Consider the following 17573-nt stretch of genomic DNA (forward strand, 5'->3'; position numbering starts at 1 on the left):
GTGATCACGTTTTTTAAAACACGCTATATTATTGCTCGGCCACCTGGGGCCGTTTACCACTTTCTCTCCGATTTCCGGCACTACTTTGACCAACTTCCGGAGTTTCACGGCGCCCAACTCAGCACCGACGACGCACCCGTAGCGCCCGGCAAACGATTCATCATGCGCACGGATAACGAATCTCACGAATACGAGACGCACGTTTGCATGCTGCGAATGGAAGAGCCGACGCTGATTGAGTACGAATACACCTATCGGCATAGGGAAGCTGATGGTGAGCACAGTCCCATGCCTTGGCAAAAAGCCCGGGTGACTATGCAGCTTCAACCTTATGAAGATGGCACCCAGGTAAACGCCGAAATGCATGTATTTGGTGTGCAGGGTTTTTTCGCCCGTTGGAAAGTTTCCGCCTTGAAAACGGCGTGTGCTCGGGCGCAAAAAGTCGCCAACGACAGTATGGTGCGCGTCGCGGAGCGGGCGATTCCTGACGCTAGCGAAGCCGTCCAAATTTAAGCTGAACGCTTAGTCGCACTCACCGCCTACATAGCCCTTCACATTCTCATCCGCGCAAGCCACGCATGCGTTGCCGTAGGTTCGCCACTCATCTTCGTTTGCCATGCCACACACGGGTCTGTACTCGTGTGTACACATTTCTGGTCGCTGTTCGGGACACTTTACAAAACCGGTATCCTGAGGCGTTCCCGCCCGTTCTAGTTCGGCGTCGGGCTGCGTTATTTGACACGCGGATAGCAGCGCTGCCAGCGTGATCATTCCCACCAAATGTTGCATCTTTTTGTACTCCATAATCGGTAGAATCAGATAACTCAGAACAAGTGGTACGGGCGAACAGTAGAAATTGTGCCTTAACGGGCGACGTTTCACAAAGTTACAAGCGCAAATGGTAGCGCTACCTAGCCTGCCTATGCTGCCAAGGCTGTGTTAACATGCCACGAAAGTCGCGCCGGGGCATCCTCGGGCTGCTAGGATGCCGCCGCCAACTTAGAGTAACGGATTGAATGGTACAAAAACGCCCAATATACATTCCTTTTGCTGGACCCGCTCTGTTAGAAGCGCCGTTGCTTAACAAAGGCAGCGCGTTCAGTCGTCGTGAGCGCCAGCAATTCAACCTCGAAGGATTGTTGCCCCACAGTATTGAAGCTATTGAGGAGCAGAAGGAGCGAGCCTATCAACAGCTCTGTTCGTTCCAGACTGACATCGATAAGCACATCTATTTGCGCAATATTCAAGATACCAACGAAACACTGTATTTCCGGCTGGTAACGGATCATCTGCAGGAAGTCATGCCGTTGATCTACACGCCCACAGTGGGAGAAGCCTGCCAACAGTTTTCAAAAATTTACCGTCGCAAGCGTGGCCTCTTTATCAGTTATCCGGATCGCGACCGTATTGATGACATGCTGCAGAACGCCACCAAACAGAACGTCAAAGTCATTGTAGTCACTGACGGTGAACGCATCTTGGGGCTCGGCGATCAGGGCATCGGAGGCATGGGCATTCCGATCGGGAAGTTGGCGCTCTATACTGCTTGCGGAGGCATCAGCCCGGCGTATACGCTGCCTATCGTGCTGGATGTGGGCTGCAATAATGAAAATCTCATCAAAGACCCGATGTATTTGGGGTGGCGCCATGAGCGCATTAGCGGCGACGCTTATTATGAGTTTGTTGAGGAGTTTATCCAAGCGGTGAAAGTGCGCTGGCCGCAGGCACTGCTGCAGTTTGAAGATTTTGCGCAGACTAACGCCACGCCACTGTTAGAGCGTTATCGGGACGATCTTTGTTGCTTTAATGATGACATACAGGGTACCGCGTCGGTTACAGTAGGTACTTTGTTGGCCGCCTGCCGGGCCAAAGGCGAACGATTGAGTGATCAGCGAGTTGTATTCGCAGGTGCAGGTTCGGCCGGTTGCGGTATTGCTGAACAGATCGTCAATCTCATGCAACAGGAAGGACTCTCGGAGGTCGAAGCGACTGGGCGCATGTTTATGCTCAATCGCAGCGGTTTGCTGCTTGAAGGTGCTCAAGGGCTGCGGGATTTTCAGAAGGGCTTGGCAACGCCGCGGGAGCAAGTGCAAGATTGGACGCTGGCGCACAGTAAAGAGCCTGAAAATATTCGTCTGCTGGATGTTGTGATTAACGCTCGGCCCACGGTGCTGGTCGGCGTCTCGGGTCAACCGGGGCTATTTGATAAATCGGTGGTGGAAGCTATGCTTGGGCATGTTGAGCGGCCCATTATCCTCCCGCTATCGAATCCGACGTCTCAAGTTGAGGCGACGCCGGTAAACATATTACGCTGGACAGGTGGAAAAGCCATTGTGGCCACAGGTAGTCCCTTTGACCCAGTGGAGATCGCTGGCCAGCGGCATGAAATTGCACAGTGTAACAACAGTTATATTTTTCCAGGTGTCGGGCTTGGTGTTATCGCCGCCAAAGCGACGCGGATTACAGACAGCATGATGATTGCCGCCAGCCGCGCGCTGGCCGACTCATCACCAATGGTTAAAACGGGGCAAGGAGCGCTACTGCCACCACTGGGCGAGATTCGCCAGGTCAGTAAGCTCATTGCCCGCGCCGTGTTTATGCAGGCCGTGGAAGACGGTGTGGCCATGCCCGTACCGGAGGAGCTGATCGACGACAAGATCGCCGCCAATTTTTGGGAACCTGCGTATCGCGATTATCGCCGCACCTCTTTTTAAGGTGGTGCGAACGTGCTTTTTTCGAAACCTACTGAGTAAATACTAAGTCACGAGGCTAATCCAATGGACTATGAGAGCGCCAAAGAGTATATCTTGGCCAAACCAGAGGCTAAGGAACTTCATCCTTCGGGTGCAGAACTGCCAGTTTTCAAGGTGTGTCACAAACTTTTCGCCACATTAGGAGAAGAAGATGACGTGCCCTTTGTAAACTTGAAGTGCGATCCCGATTGGGCGCAGGAGCTGCGGGATAATTATCCCGGCATAGAGCCTGGCCGACGCATGAACAAAGTGCATTGGAACACCGTTCTGCTCGACGGTAGTGTGCCCGACGATTTGGTGCGCGAGTTGGTTGATCACTCTTACCAACGCGTGATCGAGAATTTGCCAGAGGCGGATCAACGGCGACTGCAGAGCTAGCGGGCTGTTAAAAACTATCTGCGAGGAAGGATTATGGGCTGTGTAGTGATTACTGGCGCCAATCGTGGTATTGGCCTCGAGTTGTGTCGGCACTATGTCAAAGCCGGTTATGAAGTCTACGGTGCGTGTCGTAAAGCATCGAAGGCACTCGGCGACAGTGGTGCCAACGTCATAGAGGGCGTGGATGTTAGTCGTGCCGCTGGCATCGGCGAGCTTGCACGCACACTGGATGGTAAAAGCATCGACATCCTCATAAACAATGCCGGAGTCTTGAAAAGCCAGAGCCTGGGCGATATTGATTACGCCGATGTTGAGCGTCAGTTCGAGGTCAATGCCATTGGTCCCCTGCGCGTTACAGAGTCGCTTCTGCCCAACTTGCGTAAAGGCGCTAAGGTGGCGCTGATTACCAGCCGGATGGGTTCCATTGCTGACAACACCTCTGGCGGTTCCTATGGTTACCGCATGAGTAAAGCCGCCCTTAATGCCGCTGGCATGAGCTTGGCTCACGATTTGGCGCCAAGGGGCGTTTCCGTAGCGATTTTGCACCCGGGGTTTGTTCAGACCGATATGGTAGGGGGCGCGGGCGATATAACTCCCGCTGTAGCCGCAGAGCGGCTGGCTCAACGAATTGAGGATCTCAGCCTCGAAACCACCGGCGGTTTTTGGCATTCCAATGGCGAGCGACTGCCCTGGTAGGGCGGAACACGTCAATGGCCATACCCGATAATATCGAATTCGACCTCGGCCAGCGGCTGAAATTAGTGCGGGAGCTCAATGGACTCTCTCAGCGCGAGTTGGCCCGCCGGGCCGGCGTCACCAATAGCAATATCTCCATGATCGAGCAGGGCGCAGTAAGCCCATCCGTAAGCTCCCTCGCTCGATTGCTTGATGCTATCCCTCTCTCTCTCACCCAGTTTTTTGCTTGCGATCCGAGTCAGGAGCCCAGGGCCATCTATCGAGCCCGCGATTTACGGCAAGACGTTTGCGGGGCTTCAGGTATTGAATGCGCCGCTTTGCCCTCGGAGGCCGACGGCGCTCACCTGACCATGCGCCGTTATCGATTGGCTCCCGGCAGTGACAGTGGGCCCGAGTGCCGCTCAGAGAGAGTGGGATTGGTAGGCTGGCTGGTAGAAGGGGAGTTGGAGTTGAGTCTTGGCGCGCGAGTGTTTGCATTGGCCGCTGGTGATGGGTTTTACCTGCCCGCATCTCAACCCTACCGAGTGCGCAACGCCGGTACAATCAGTGCTCTGGTGTTTGCTGCGCAAGCCGTAATCGCCGAGTAATGCCAACGTACTATTCTTGTCACCTGCAAGCCAGTAAAAACCTGTTACGCTATTTATAGGTATTCATTCTTAACTGATCGATAAGTGGGCCGCCCATTGGCCCGGTCAAGCGGAATAAGAGGCGCAGCTATGTACCAGGGAAACACATTGAGACTCACAGCGTTAGATGACGGTGTTGTGGAACTTACGTTTGATCTGCAGGGCGAGTCCGTTAATAAATTTAATGCTCGCGCGGTAACCGAGTTAAGCGAAGCGCTGGATCTCCTTGAGGCTCGAAGCGAGCTAACCGGTGTGCTCGTCACCAGCGCCAAGTCATCGTTTATGGTCGGTGCGGACATTGCCGAATTCGAGGCAGTATTTGCGGCCGGCGGTGATAGCGTAAAGGCCCATTTGACGAAAAATATTCGCAATTTTAATCGCCTGGAAGATTTGCCCGTGCCCGTGGTGGCGCTGGTAGATAGTCATGTACTCGGTGGTGGCATGGAATTGTGCCTGGCCTGTGATTACCGCATTGCAGCGCACGGGGCGCGCTTGGGATTGCCGGAAACCAAACTGGGAATAATCCCAGGCTGGGGCGGCACTGTGCGCTTACCTCGGTTGGCAGGTGTGGACACCGCCGTCGAATGGATCGCGTCAGGTCGAGACTACAAAGCAGATGCGGCGCTTAAAGTCGGGGTAGTTGATGCAGTAGTGGACAGTGGGCAGCTTCACGCGGCTGGCCTACATACCCTGGCTCAGTGCCGCTCTGGGCTGATGAGTTTTCAGGCTCGGCGCAAAGCCAAAACCGAGCCATTGAGATTAAATCCCACTGAGGCCGGTTTAGCGTTTGAATCTTCCAAAGGCGTCGTTGCGGCGCAGGCAGGGAAACACTATCCCGCGCCACTCGCGGCCGTCAAAGTGATGCAAAAAGCCGCTGGCCTCTCTCGTGAGCAAGCACTGGAACTGGAAACGGAAACGTTTGCGAAGTTGGCGAGCACCCCAACGGCTCAGGCGCTTGTGGGGTTATTTCTCAATGACCAAAAGCTTGGGAAAAAAGCCAAACAATGGGCGAGTAGGGCAGAGAAGCCAGTGAACCGCGCCGCCGTCCTGGGCGCTGGTATTATGGGTGGAGGCATCGCTTACCAGTCAGCGGTCAAAGGAACGCCCGTGAAACTAAAGGACATTGCCCAAGCGGGAATCGATCAGGGACTCGCCGAGGCCAACAAATTATTGGCCAAACAAGTGGAGCGGGGTCGGCTCGACGTGCGGGCCATGGGGGATGCACTCAATCGAATTGAGCCCGCGTTAAGCTACGACGGTTTCGAACAAGTGGATATCGTTGTAGAAGCCGTAGTCGAGCGCGCCGACGTCAAAAAAGCGGTGTTGGCAGAAACAGAGCGCCAAGTTTCTCAAGATGTCATTTTGGCCAGCAACACCTCAACCATTTCCATTACCTCGTTGGCTGAGTCGTTACAGCGGCCGGAAAATTTCTGCGGCATGCATTTTTTTAATCCTGTACACGCAATGCCATTGGTGGAAGTTATACGGGGCGAGCGCAGTTCGGATGAAGCCATTGCGCGCACGGTCGCCTATGCGCAGGCGCTGGGCAAAAAACCCGTAGTGGTGAAGGACTGCCCAGGCTTCTTGGTCAACCGGGTGCTTTTTCCTTATTTTGCCGGCTTCGCTGAATTGGTGCGTGAAGGTGTGGATTACCGGCGCATTGACCGGGTCATGGAGTCCTGGGGTTGGCCCATGGGGCCCGCCTATCTGCTCGATGTGGTGGGACTGGACACGGCGCTGCACGCGGAAAGCGTTATGGCGGAAGCTTTTCCGGATCGCTTGCAGCGAAAGTTTGTTTCCTGCACCGAAGCTTTGCACAACGCTGGCCGACTGGGACAAAAAAATGAGCGCGGCTTCTACGATTATCAACTTGATCGTAAGGGTAAACCGCAGAAGGTGGTTAGCGAGGAGGCCGAGCAGCTGATCAATGCGCAGGTGGAACACAAAGGCGCTGATATCGATGACGAAACCCTTATCGCTAGAATGATGGTCCCTATGGCAACAGAACTCATGCGCTGCCTGGATGAGGGCATCGTTGAAAGCCCTGCCGAAGCCGATATGGCGTTGATTTATGGGATTGGTTTTCCTCCGTTCCGTGGCGGGGTGCTGCGCTGGATCGACAGCTTAGGCGCCGACGCTTTTTCTGCAATGCTGTCCGCATGCGAATCCTTGGGTCCTCTTTACCAATTGCCTCCGAGTTCGCGCGAGCGCTTTAAGCAAGAACCGATTTTTTACCCTCGCCCCAGTTAAGCCAAGGAGACTGATTGTGAGCTTACATCCAAGAGACGTGGTTATAGTGGATTACGCCCGCAGTGCTATGGGGCGTTCCAAAAACGGCTGTTTTCGTCATACCCGTGCCGACGATATTTCGGTCGCCGTGATTCAGGGTTTACTGGCTCGTCATCCGGCACTGGATGCGGGCGAGGTGGACGATTTTATCTGGGGTTGTGTGCTCCAGCGCGAGGAGCAGGCCTTTAACATTGCTCGTAACATCTGGTTGTTGGCAGGGCTGCCGCACCACGTGCCGGCGCAAACCGTGAATAGACTGTGCGGCTCGTCCATGTCCGCCTTGCACACGGCCACGGCCAATATTCGTGCCGGGATTGGCGAGGTGTATCTGGTTGGTGGTGTTGAGCACCTGGGGCATTTGCCCATGTACGACGCCGTAGACCCCAACCCCTTGCTCGGGCTGACGGTCGCCAAGGCGGCGGGCAATATGGGCATTACCGCCGAGTATCTGGCGCGCCTCCATGGCATCGAGCGGCGCCAGATGGATGAGTTCGGTGCCCGTTCACACCAGCTGGCTTATCAGGCGCGCGAGCGCGGTGCTTTTGGACGGGAAATTATTCCTGTCCCGGGTCATACACCCGATGGCTATCCGGTACTGGTGACACAGGACGAAACTATTCGCGCCGATGTGACCGCCGAGAGTTTGGCCGATTTGAAGCCGGTGTTTGATCCGGTCAATGGTCAAGTCACGGCGGGGACGTCGTCACAGTTATCGGACGGCGCTTCCGCCATGCTGGTCATGTCGGCGGAGCGGGCGCAAGCCTTGGGACTACCGACACTGGCAAAAGTGGTTTCCACTGGCCTGGCCGGCGTCGACCCCTCCATCATGGGCTATGGCCCGGTACCCGCGACGGAAAAAGCCCTGCGCGCGGCTAACCTTACCATGGAGGACATTGAGTGCCTGGAATTGAACGAGGCATTTGCCGCCCAGGCGTTACCGGTTTTGAAGGACCTTGGACTGCTGAATAGCGTAGACGAGCGCTTTAACTTGAATGGCGGCGCCATTGCACTGGGTCATCCGTTTGGTTGCTCCGGTACACGGATTACCGGTTCTTTGTTGACGGTTATGACCGAGAAAGATCTAACCCTGGGTGTGGCCACCATGTGCATCGGTTTGGGGCAGGGGATCAGTACCGTTATTGAGCGCATTGACTAGTCAGCCGTAACTTGGCTTAAGTGCGGCTGCTTTGCCGGCGTTCAGCTTCGCGCCATTAATGGGAATCTTTGTCCTCGCAAACGCTTCTGCTAGACTGCGCCCCCAGCGCCGTTTGCGAGGAAGGTCCTTACTTGGTCATTATCGACTCCCGTCCCAGCCCAGAGCAGGCTCTGGATGAGCAGATTGCCGCCTTGGCGCAAGTCGGGCCGGCCGAGCGCTGCTTTGCCTTAAGTTTTTCCTGTCAGCAGTACTACCTTCCCGGTGAGCCCAGGTTGCGCCTGCTGGCACTTCTGGTGCTATCCCGATCCGAAGCGTCAAGCAGTCCCCGTATCGAAGTGGCGCTCCTGCCATACACTCCCGTACTGGCTGATCAGGTTGCGGCGCTGCCCCCCGATCGAGGTGCTTTACTTGAATTCGCTAACAGCAGTGGCGCTCCTTGGCTCAGCCTGTCCGACCCTTTAGAGCTTGCCTCGGTTAGCATCCCCAAACCCTGGGGCAACGAAATCTGGTATACGGGTATTGAAGCTCGTGGCCAATCTGCGGTGACCGCCAATGGGTTGCTGACCCCACTGCCCTGGTTGCTCGAGCTGGCCCCGCGCCGACTCTCAGCGGGAATGCCCCGCCAACTCATACTGTTGAAGGAGCTTGACCCTCATCCTGCCCCTGTTTTTGGCGATCTTTACTTTGAGGTGCACCGGAGCAAGCTGGAAGTCTATGTGGTGACTCACCTAGACTCCGGAGCTTGGCCAGGGGGTGTTGGTGGCGTTCGCTATGGTTTTAGCCCCCAAAAGCGTGCCCGCTATGCCAGTGATCGGGCGTTTAAGCGTGCCTATCTTCGGGCGGTGCAGGAGTACGAAGCGGTCCGCAATAAAATCGACGCTTTGTTGGATGAGCGCCGACTACAGGAGGGGTTCAGTGTCAGTGCCCCGGTTCCCGTTGCCATGCTGGCGGGTTGGCTGGCTGATTTGCCGCCCGAGCTCAATGAAGCTGAGCGACAGCTGCGTGAAACCATGGAGGTTTTCACCGCCGTGCGTCCTGTTCGACCTGGCGATGTGGTCACTGTGACCCCGCTGACACCGCACTCGCTTTTGCATGGCGTGCGCGTGATTGAGTTGCAGACTCCGGATTACGAGCGACAGATACTCTCCTTTGGTCAAAAAGTATTGAATCAGCCTCGGTGGGACACGTCGGAGATTCTGGAGGAGATTCCACTGGAGTCGCCAATCCAGCATCCTCCACAGCGCTGGGTACTTTCCCCCGGGGTAAGTGCTGAACAGCTCGCGCAATTCCCCAGCTTTGAGGTATTGCGTATCGTGTTGGATGCCGGAGTGTCCTTGCCCTTAGCGCGCCTTAGGCGTGCCTTTTCCAGTTACGGAAAGGACGCCAATTATCTCCTCATTATGGGCTTAAAGGGTGGTGTCTCCTGGGATCAGGACGTTAACCAGCCTTTGCAGCCGGGTAGTGCTCGGCTGCTGGCTTCCTGTTGCCGAGAGGGGCACTTCCATACCGACGCTGGCGGCACCTTTTTGGCGGCTATGCCCAGGGAGGCGCTATGAGTAGATGGCTTACTGGGGCGTTAATTCTAAGTCTTCTGTCCCTGTTCAGTGCTCCAAGCTTTGGCGCCGAACCCGCACTTTGGCGAGTCGAACAACCTCAATCGGGGGCGCGGCTGTATTTGTTTGGCTCTCTGCATTTCGGGGCTGAGAGCTTTTATCCACTTCCAGGGCGTGTGCTGGCCGCTTACCAAGAGTCGGACGTACTTGCGGTAGAGTTGGACTCGGACTCGCTCCCCCCCAATCTTGCTCGACAAGCGGTGCGCCGCTTGGGGCAGTACTCCGAGAACCGCAATCTATCCCAGCACTTGGATCCCGAACTTTGGTTTCAGCTACAGCACCAAAGTCAAGCTCTGGGTCTCGACCCCGAGCAGTGGCTAAACATTAAGCCCTGGTTAGCCGCCTTACAGTTGGTCAGTCTGCAGGTGTCCCTAAGTGGCTATCAACAGAGTCTGGGGTTGGACAGCTATTTTCTGGGGTTGGCCCGGGCTGACCAGAACACAGAGATTCGAGAGCTGGAAACCCTGGAGCAGCAATTGGCGCTATTTGCGGGTTTAAGTGAACGCCAACAAAACGACTTTCTTGCCCGTACTCTGCAAGATTTCGATGCGGGTAGCGCTTACCTGAGTGCTCTGGCCCAAGCTTGGCAGGTGGGTGACGTGGAGGCCCTGGAGAAGGCCGTGCTCGGTGCATTCAATGAGGAAGACTACAGCCAGAAGCTCTATCATCGGGTTTTCCGTTTGCGTAACAAGGCCATGGTTGAGGTGCTGGACGGATACCTAAACCAGGGTGAGAAGGTATTCCTGGTGGTTGGCGTTGGGCACCTGCTTGGGGAGGACGGCTTGGTTAACCTATTGGGGCAGCAGGGCTACCGAGTCAGCCGTGTGGATTGAGGGATTGTTGAACCTCCCGGGTGCTTATGGCACAATCACCAGCCTTCGCGCCAGTGCTCGCGTTGATTTTTTGAGTTTCCCCATAAAAATCAACAACTTGTGATCTTTGCGAAAGAAATCGTCAAGCGCCCTAGTGCGCCTTGGCTCTTGCGGTCGTGGTGGAATTGGTAGACACGCCAGATTTAGGTTCTGGTGCCGAGAGGTGTGAGAGTTCGAGTCTCTCCGACCGCACCATATTTATTGTTCCGTGCCTCATCCTGACGCGCGGTTAGAACGCGAATTCATCGCCTTTATGCTACGAGGAAGATATGCAGGTTTCCATTGAAACGACGTCTGGTCTTGAACGCCGCCTGACCATTGGCGTGCCCGCCGAAAAGGTGGAAAGCGAAGTACAAAAACGTCTGCAAGAGGCCGCCAAGAACATTCGCATGAATGGCTTCCGCAAGGGCAAGGTGCCGATGAAGGTGGTCAAGCAGCGCTATGGCGCCGGCGTCCGTCAGGAAGTTGTAGGCGAAGTTATCAGCAGTTCGTTCTACGAAGCCGTGCGGAAAGAGTCCGTTAAGCCGGCTGGCCAACCCGCCATTGAGCCTAAAGAAATTGGCGAAGGTAAGGACCTGGAATTCGTAGCGACCTTTGAAGTTTACCCGACCGTGGAATTGGGCGATTTTTCCGGTTATGAAATCACCCGCTACGACGCCAAAGTAACAGACGAAGATGTCGACAAGATGGTCGAAGTTCTGCGCGAGCAGCAGGCCAGCTTTGAAGAAGTGGACCGTGCCGCCGCCGAAGGTGACCAAGTTAACATCGACTTCGTCGGCACCAAAGATGGTGAAGAATTCTCCGGCGGTTCAGCCGAAGGCCAAAACCTGGTATTGGGTTCTGGCTCCATGATCCCCGGATTTGAAGACGCCCTGGTGGGTCTGAAAGCCGGCGATGAAAAAGTGGTTCCCCTCACGTTTCCCGAGGACTACCAGGCTGAAGAACTGCGTGGAGCTTCCGTAGAGTTCAAAGTCAAGGTCAACAAAGTATCCGAGAAAAAACTGCCCGAACTTAACAAAGACTTCTACGCAAAATTTGGCGTAGAGAAGGGTGGTAAGACTCAATTCCGCAAGGAAGTAAAAGCCAATATGGCGCGCGAACTGGGTCACGCTCTTAAAGCCAAGACTAAAGCTCAGGTTATGGATGCACTGCTCGAAAGCCACAAGCCCGAGCTGCCTAAAGCGCTAGTTTCTAGTGAAATTGACGTTTTGCGCAATCAGATGATGCAGCGCTTCGGTGGTCAACAGCAAAACTTCGATATCAAATCTTTGCTGCCGGACGACATGTTCCAGAAGGAAGCCGAGCGTCGCGTTGCTCTGGGTCTGATCGTTGGTGAAGTCATCAAAGAGAACAAAATTAAGCCTGACGCCAAACGTGTGCGCTCCATGGTGGAAGAGCTTGCCTCCACTTACGAAGAGCCCGAGCAAGTGGTTGAGTACTACTACAGCAACCGCGAGCTCATGTCCGGAGTCGAGTCAGCGGTGCTTGAAGACCAGGTGGTCGATCACATTCTTGGCGAAGCCAAGGTGACCGATGAGAGCAGCAGCTACGATGACATCGTCGCCAACAAATCGGAAAATGCCGGCTGACGGATCAAAGTTGGATAAAAAAGCCGCGAAACGGTTGTTTCGCGGCCAGTCTCTCCTCCAAACACGCCCCAATGCTGGCATCCAGCGGTTTCTCAGGTTAAGCTCCTCTAGACGATTTACGCAGTCCACCTCTCACGGGGCGGACTGCCGGATGATGAATAAGGACACGCCTCTATATGTCGAATGAATTCCCGAACCGAATCCCCGAGGTCACTGCGTCTGGTCTAGTGCCAATGGTGGTGGAACAAACCGCCCGCGGTGAGCGTTCCTATGATATTTACTCGCGTTTGCTGAAAGAGCGGGTAATTTTTCTGGTGGGCCAGGTCGAAGATCACATGGCGAACTTGGTCGTGGCCCAGCTTCTGTTTCTTGAAGCCGAAAACCCCGACAAGGACATCCACCTGTATATTAACTCACCCGGTGGTGCGGTTACCGCCGGCATGGCCATATACGACACCATGCAGTTTATCAAGCCGGATGTCAGCACCATGTGTATAGGTCAAGCCTGCAGCATGGGTTCATTCCTGTTGGCGGCTGGGGCTAAAGGTAAGCGCTTTTGTCTGCCCAATGCCCGGGTCATGATCCATCAGCCCAGCGGCGGCGCGCAGGGCCAGGCATCGGATATCCATATTCAGGCTAAGGAAATCCTCAGCATCCGGGAGCGCCTGAACGAACTAATGGCCTTCCATACAGGTCAGACGGTGGAGAAAATCGCGATTGACACCGAGCGCGACAATTTTATGACCTCCCAGCGCGCCCAGGAATATGGGTTGGTAGACGAGGTCATTCAAAGCCGCGCAGGTAAATAACGGTAAGTCCGGTTTGAATGCTGGGCTCGCAAGCACTAAGATAGCCTTAACGATGGTTTTTTCCTGGAAATAGCCGGAATAAGACGCATCTTGCGCCAACTTGGCGATTAACAGGGGTTGGATCGGGTTCTCCATGAGCCATCCCCTATTTGGACCGGCCCAGTGCGGGCGGTCTCTGAATTTTGGAACAGGGAACGGCACCTTGTTCTATGTCTATTTGACGGAGTGGTTTAATGACCGATCACACCAGTGACAACGGCGACAAAAACGGCAAGCTGCTGTATTGCTCTTTTTGTGGCAAAAGTCAGCATGAAGTACGCAAGCTGATCGCAGGGCCTTCAGTGTTCATCTGCGATGAATGCGTTGATTTGTGCAACGACATCATTCGGGAAGAGATTCAGGAAAGTACTTCTGAGGGTGGCTCTGAAAAGCTGCCTAAGCCTCATGAAATTTCCGCGATTCTTGATCAGTATGTGATCGGGCAGCAACGCGCCAAAAAAGTATTGGCCGTAGCGGTGTACAACCACTACAAGCGTTTGCGCAGCGTCGATAAAAGCAAAAATCCCGTAGAGCTCGGCAAGAGTAACATCTTGCTCGTGGGCCCAACCGGCAGTGGTAAGACCCTGCTGGCAGAGACCTTGGCCCGGCTGCTGGATGTACCTTTTACCATTGCTGATGCCACGACTCTGACAGAAGCTGGCTACGTCGGTGAAGACGTTGAAAACATCATTCAAAAATTGCTGCAGAAATGCGATTACGATGTCGATAAAGCCCAGCAGGGCATTGTTTATATTGACGAGATCGACAAGATTTCCCGCAAGTCTGATAACCCCTCAATCACTCGCGATGTGTCGGGTGAGGGTGTACAGCAGGCTCTGCTAAAATTGATCGAAGGAACCGTCGCCTCCGTGCCGCCTCAGGGTGGACGCAAACATCCGCAGCAGGAATTCTTGCAGGTGGATACGGGCAGCATACTGTTTATCTGTGGCGGCGCTTTTGCCGGTTTGGATAAAGTGATTCGAGACCGCTCTGAGAAAGGCGGTATCGGGTTTGGCGCTGAAGTCAAAAGTAAGGACGACAGCAGTAAGTTTGGTGAGATTCTGCACCAACTCGAACCGGAAGATTTGGTGCGCTACGGACTGATTCCAGAGTTTGTGGGGCGGCTACCCGTCATCGCTACGCTGGACGAGCTGGACATGCCAGCGTTGGTTCAAATACTTACAGAACCCAAGAACTCACTGACCAAACAATACGAACGCCTGTTCGAAATGGAAGGCGTAGAAATTGATTTTCGCACCGACGCGCTTGAGGCTGTGGCTAAAAAAGCCATGGATCGCAAAACCGGCGCGCGAGGCTTGCGTTCCATTATGGAATCTGTACTGTTAGATACCATGTACCGTATTCCGTCTGAGGAGAATGTCGTCAAAGTTGTAGTCGACGAAGCGGTTATCCGCGGCGAGTCTGAACCTTTGCTGGTGTACGAACGTGCCGAGACGCCAGCGAAAGTAGCGAAAGAGGACTGATTGAACATGGCGTTTTTGCGTAGTTAAAGCGCCTTTTGGCGCTTTTTTTTGGTATTTTTAAGGCGATTACTTGCATTTTCGCCTGTTCGCCCCAACTTTCATCCTTTAAGCCCGAATTGCGGTTTGCTTATCCAGAACGAGGGGAAACTCGATGGTTGATCAAGACCCGAAAGCTGTACAAACCAATGAATTGCCTCTACTTCCATTGCGTGATGTAGTGGTGTATCCCCATATGGTGATCCCGCTGTTTGTCGGTCGGGACAAATCAATTGAGGCGCTAGAGAGCGCTATGTCTGCCGACAAGCAAGTGTTGCTAGTCGCGCAGAAAAATCCCGCTGAAGACGACCCCAAAGCAGAAGACGTTTACGGCATTGGCACCATTTCCACCATTTTGCAGCTATTGAAGTTGCCCGACGGTACTGTGAAGGTACTTGTGGAGGGGGGCGAGCGTGCCCAGATTGATCGTATCGACACGGTTGATCATCACTTCCGGGCCCAAGTGAGCGCATTACCTGAAGAGCCGCTAGACGAGCGTGAAGCAGAAGCGCTCATCAACTCCACCATCAATCAGTTCGAACACTACGTAAACCTAAGCAAAAAAGTGCCTTCCGAAGTCATGACGTCGTTGAGCGGTATTGACGACGCTGGACGACTGGCCGATACCGTGGCCGCTCATATGTCCATGGAGTTGCCCCAAAAGCAAAGCATTTTGGAAATGGTCGGTGTGCGTGAGCGGATTGAGCACCTGCTGGGTTTGATGGAAGCGGAAATCGATCTGTTTCAGGTTGAGAAAAAAATTCGCGGTCGCGTTAAACAACAAATGGAAAAAAGTCAGCGCGAGTACTATTTGAATGAGCAAATGAAAGCCATTCAAAAAGAACTCGGCGACATGGGTGACGAAGCCAACGAAGCCGATGACCTTGAGGCGAAGATTGCCGAAGCCGGTATGCCCAAAGACGCGGAAGAGAAAGCCCGCGCAGAACTCAATAAATTGAAGATGATGTCCCCGATGTCCGCTGAAGCGTCGGTGGTTCGAGCCTACATCGATTGGATGGTCAAAGTACCCTGGATCAAGCGCAGCAAAGTGCGTCACGATCTCGGGCGTGCGGAGGCTGTATTGGAGGCTGATCACTTCGGACTTGAAGAAGTCAAAGAGCGAATTCTTGAATACTTGGCTGTGCAACAGCGAGTCAAGAAAATGAAAGGGCCGATCCTGTGCTTGGTGGGCCCCCCCGGTGTGGGTAAGACCTCTCTGGGTGAGTCCATCGCTCGCGCCACCAACCGGAAGTTTATTCGTATGGCTCTGGGTGGCGTCCGTGACGAAGCGGAAATCCGCGGGCACAGACGAACCTACATCGGTTCTCTCCCCGGCAAGTTGGTCCAAAAAATGGCCAAGGTTGGAGTCCGCAACCCGCTCTTCTTGCTTGATGAAATCGACAAGATGGGGATGGATAACCGGGGCGATCCCGCCTCCGCGTTGCTGGAGGTATTGGATCCAGAGCAGAACAAACACTTCAATGACCATTACTTAGAAGTTGACTACGATCTATCGGATGTCATGTTCGTTTGTACTTCCAATACCATGAATATCCCCGGGCCGCTTTTGGATCGGATGGAAGTGATTCGAATCCCTGGCTACACAGAAGTTGAAAAACTGAATATCGCCACTCGCTACCTGATTCCCAAACAGCTTAAAGCCAATGGTTTGAAGGAGCAGGAAATTGAGATCAAAGACGAGGCCATTCGGGATGTGATTCGTTACTACACTCGTGAAGCGGGTGTGCGCGGATTGGAGCGCGAAATTGCCAAGCTGTGCCGGAAGGTGGTGACCCACCACGTTAAGTCCAAGGAAACCACGTCAGATGTCATTGACTCGGATTCGTTGGAAAATTATCTCGGTGTGCGCAAGTTTGACTTTGGCCGCGCTGAGAGCGAAAACCAAGTGGGGCAGGTGACCGGTTTGGCGTGGACCCAGGTCGGCGGTGAGCTGCTCACCATTGAATCATCGGCCGTGAAAGGTAAAGGGCGCGTGATTAAAACCGGTTCGCTAGGCGATGTCATGCTGGAGTCCATCCAAGCCGCACTCACAGTCGTTCGCTCCAGGGCGCAAATTCTCGGTATCGCCCCGGATTATCACGAGAAAGTGGATGTGCACATTCACGTTCCAGAAGGCGCAACCCCCAAAGATGGTCCGAGCGCGGGGATCAGTATGTGCACGGCACTGGTATCTGTGTTGACGGGCATACCCGTTCGGGCCGATGTGGCTATGACGGGCGAGATCACCCTGCGAGGCGAAGTGCTGCGTATTGGAGGCTTGAAGGAAAAACTTCTGGCGGCTCACCGCGGCGGCATTAAAACGGTGATTATTCCCAAGGACAATGAACGTGATTTGAAAGAAATTCCAGAAAATATTAAGGAAGATCTGCACATCAAACCGGTACAGTGGGTTGACGAAGTACTTCAGCTTGCTCTTCAGGAACTGCCCAAGCCGCTTTCGGATGAAGAGTTCCAGGCCCTGGAAAAACAAGCTCAACAGGAGGAGAGTGGAAACAGAATAAACACCCATTAAGGGAATTTTTGTTTCTACAGTTACTCCAATAAAGCACCCGGACAGCCGCTGGTTGGCAATAAGCGGTTTCCGGGTGAATTTACGAAAGAGGGTGGTGGTCGATGAGGTTTTCGAGGATATTTGCTCAAAATACAATCAAAGTCGGTAAGAATGAGTTAAAGGCCACAGAAAGCTGCATTGTCTTCTTGACCCGCTTAATATCAGTTGGTATAAATCGCAATTCATTCGCCGAACAGGCGGCATTGGGGCCTCAGTAGTCCGCACCACAGAAGCATACCTGTATATAATCGATTTCTGAACCAATAATCAAAAGGGGTTAAGTGTGAATAAATCCGAGCTAATCGAAGCCATCGCCGCATCTGCGGATATTCCAAAAGCAGCCGCCGGCCGCGCCTTGGACGCCATGGTAGACAACATTACCGGCGCTCTGCAGAAAGGTGATCAAGTGGTGCTGGTTGGTTTTGGCACTTTTGCGGTAAAAGAGCGTGCTGCACGTACCGGTCGCAACCCGCAGACTGGCGCTGAAATACAGATCGCAGCAGCTAAAGTACCGAGCTTCAAAGCAGGTAAAGCGCTGAAAGACGCCGTTAACTAAGCGTTTTGGGCCGCCAGCCCGGCCAGAGTGGCCGAGCTGAAACAGCACCATAAAAGCCGCCGGTACTTGGATGTCGACTGATGGTTTAACGACTAAACAGTATCC

At 54.0% G+C, this 17573-nt stretch carries 15 protein-coding genes and 1 tRNA gene; 15 read left to right on the top strand and 1 reads right to left on the bottom strand.

Going from position 1 to position 17573, the window contains the following annotated elements; genetic code table 11:
* Positions 1-513, top strand: a complete 513-nt coding sequence (locus RBH33_RS03215; protein ID WP_306730678.1) for an SRPBCC domain-containing protein — start codon at positions 1-3, stop codon at positions 511-513.
* Positions 514-522: 9 nt separating this feature from the next.
* Here RBH33_RS03215 and RBH33_RS17720 read toward each other — a convergent pair whose 3' ends face one another.
* A complete protein-coding gene (locus RBH33_RS17720; RefSeq protein WP_373568214.1) occupies positions 523-804 on the bottom strand; it encodes a hypothetical protein in 282 nt (93 codons plus the stop codon).
* A 212-nt stretch (positions 805-1016) separates the two neighbouring features.
* Between RBH33_RS17720 and RBH33_RS03220 the strand changes: the two genes are divergently transcribed.
* The 14 genes from RBH33_RS03220 to RBH33_RS03285 all read left to right on the top strand — a co-directional run bounded on the left by RBH33_RS03220 (position 1017) and on the right by RBH33_RS03285 (position 17468).
* Positions 1017-2714: an NAD-dependent malic enzyme gene (locus RBH33_RS03220; protein WP_306730679.1), complete on the top strand. Its 1698-nt coding sequence runs from the start codon at positions 1017-1019 to the stop codon at positions 2712-2714.
* Between the two features lie 63 nt (positions 2715-2777).
* Complete coding sequence (locus RBH33_RS03225; protein ID WP_306730680.1) at positions 2778-3131, top strand: MmcQ/YjbR family DNA-binding protein; 354 nt, start codon at positions 2778-2780, stop codon at positions 3129-3131.
* Between the two features lie 33 nt (positions 3132-3164).
* Positions 3165-3827 (top strand): SDR family oxidoreductase, encoded by a 663-nt coding sequence (locus tag RBH33_RS03230; RefSeq protein WP_306730681.1) that lies wholly within the window; start codon positions 3165-3167, stop codon positions 3825-3827.
* A 14-nt stretch (positions 3828-3841) separates the two neighbouring features.
* Positions 3842-4414: a helix-turn-helix domain-containing protein gene (locus RBH33_RS03235; RefSeq protein WP_306730682.1), complete on the top strand. Its 573-nt coding sequence runs from the start codon at positions 3842-3844 to the stop codon at positions 4412-4414.
* A 129-nt stretch (positions 4415-4543) separates the two neighbouring features.
* Positions 4544-6703, top strand: coding sequence for a fatty acid oxidation complex subunit alpha FadB (fadB, locus tag RBH33_RS03240; RefSeq protein ID WP_306730683.1), 2160 nt, complete (start codon positions 4544-4546; stop codon positions 6701-6703).
* A 16-nt stretch (positions 6704-6719) separates the two neighbouring features.
* Complete coding sequence (gene fadA / locus RBH33_RS03245) at positions 6720-7898, top strand: acetyl-CoA C-acyltransferase FadA (protein WP_306730684.1); 1179 nt, start codon at positions 6720-6722, stop codon at positions 7896-7898.
* A 131-nt stretch (positions 7899-8029) separates the two neighbouring features.
* Complete coding sequence (locus RBH33_RS03250; protein WP_306730685.1) at positions 8030-9454, top strand: cupin domain-containing protein; 1425 nt, start codon at positions 8030-8032, stop codon at positions 9452-9454.
* Positions 9451-10344 carry a TraB/GumN family protein gene (locus RBH33_RS03255; protein ID WP_306730686.1) on the top strand — a complete coding sequence of 298 codons (894 nt, stop codon included), beginning with the start codon at positions 9451-9453 and terminating at the stop codon, positions 10342-10344. Before RBH33_RS03250 ends, RBH33_RS03255 begins: the two co-directional genes overlap by 4 nt.
* 149 nt (positions 10345-10493) lie before the next feature.
* Positions 10494-10578, top strand: a tRNA-Leu gene (locus tag RBH33_RS03260).
* A 74-nt stretch (positions 10579-10652) separates the two neighbouring features.
* The gene (gene tig, locus RBH33_RS03265; RefSeq protein WP_306730687.1) at positions 10653-11972 is read left to right on the top strand and encodes a trigger factor; all 1320 of its coding nucleotides are present in this window, start codon (positions 10653-10655) and stop codon (positions 11970-11972) included.
* A 176-nt stretch (positions 11973-12148) separates the two neighbouring features.
* Positions 12149-12781: an ATP-dependent Clp endopeptidase proteolytic subunit ClpP gene (gene clpP, locus RBH33_RS03270; protein WP_306730688.1), complete on the top strand. Its 633-nt coding sequence runs from the start codon at positions 12149-12151 to the stop codon at positions 12779-12781.
* A gap of 233 nt (positions 12782-13014) precedes the next feature.
* Complete coding sequence (clpX, locus tag RBH33_RS03275) at positions 13015-14304, top strand: ATP-dependent Clp protease ATP-binding subunit ClpX (protein ID WP_306730689.1); 1290 nt, start codon at positions 13015-13017, stop codon at positions 14302-14304.
* Positions 14305-14455: 151 nt separating this feature from the next.
* Positions 14456-16873 carry an endopeptidase La gene (gene lon / locus RBH33_RS03280; RefSeq protein ID WP_306730690.1) on the top strand — a complete coding sequence of 806 codons (2418 nt, stop codon included), beginning with the start codon at positions 14456-14458 and terminating at the stop codon, positions 16871-16873.
* A gap of 322 nt (positions 16874-17195) precedes the next feature.
* The gene (locus tag RBH33_RS03285; RefSeq protein ID WP_024460227.1) at positions 17196-17468 is read left to right on the top strand and encodes an HU family DNA-binding protein; all 273 of its coding nucleotides are present in this window, start codon (positions 17196-17198) and stop codon (positions 17466-17468) included.
* The last annotated feature ends 105 nt before the right edge of the window (positions 17469-17573 follow it).

The sequence above is a fragment of the Marinimicrobium hydrolyticum genome, from assembly GCF_030848505.1.
Taxonomy (GTDB): domain Bacteria; phylum Pseudomonadota; class Gammaproteobacteria; order Pseudomonadales; family Cellvibrionaceae; genus JAVDDU01.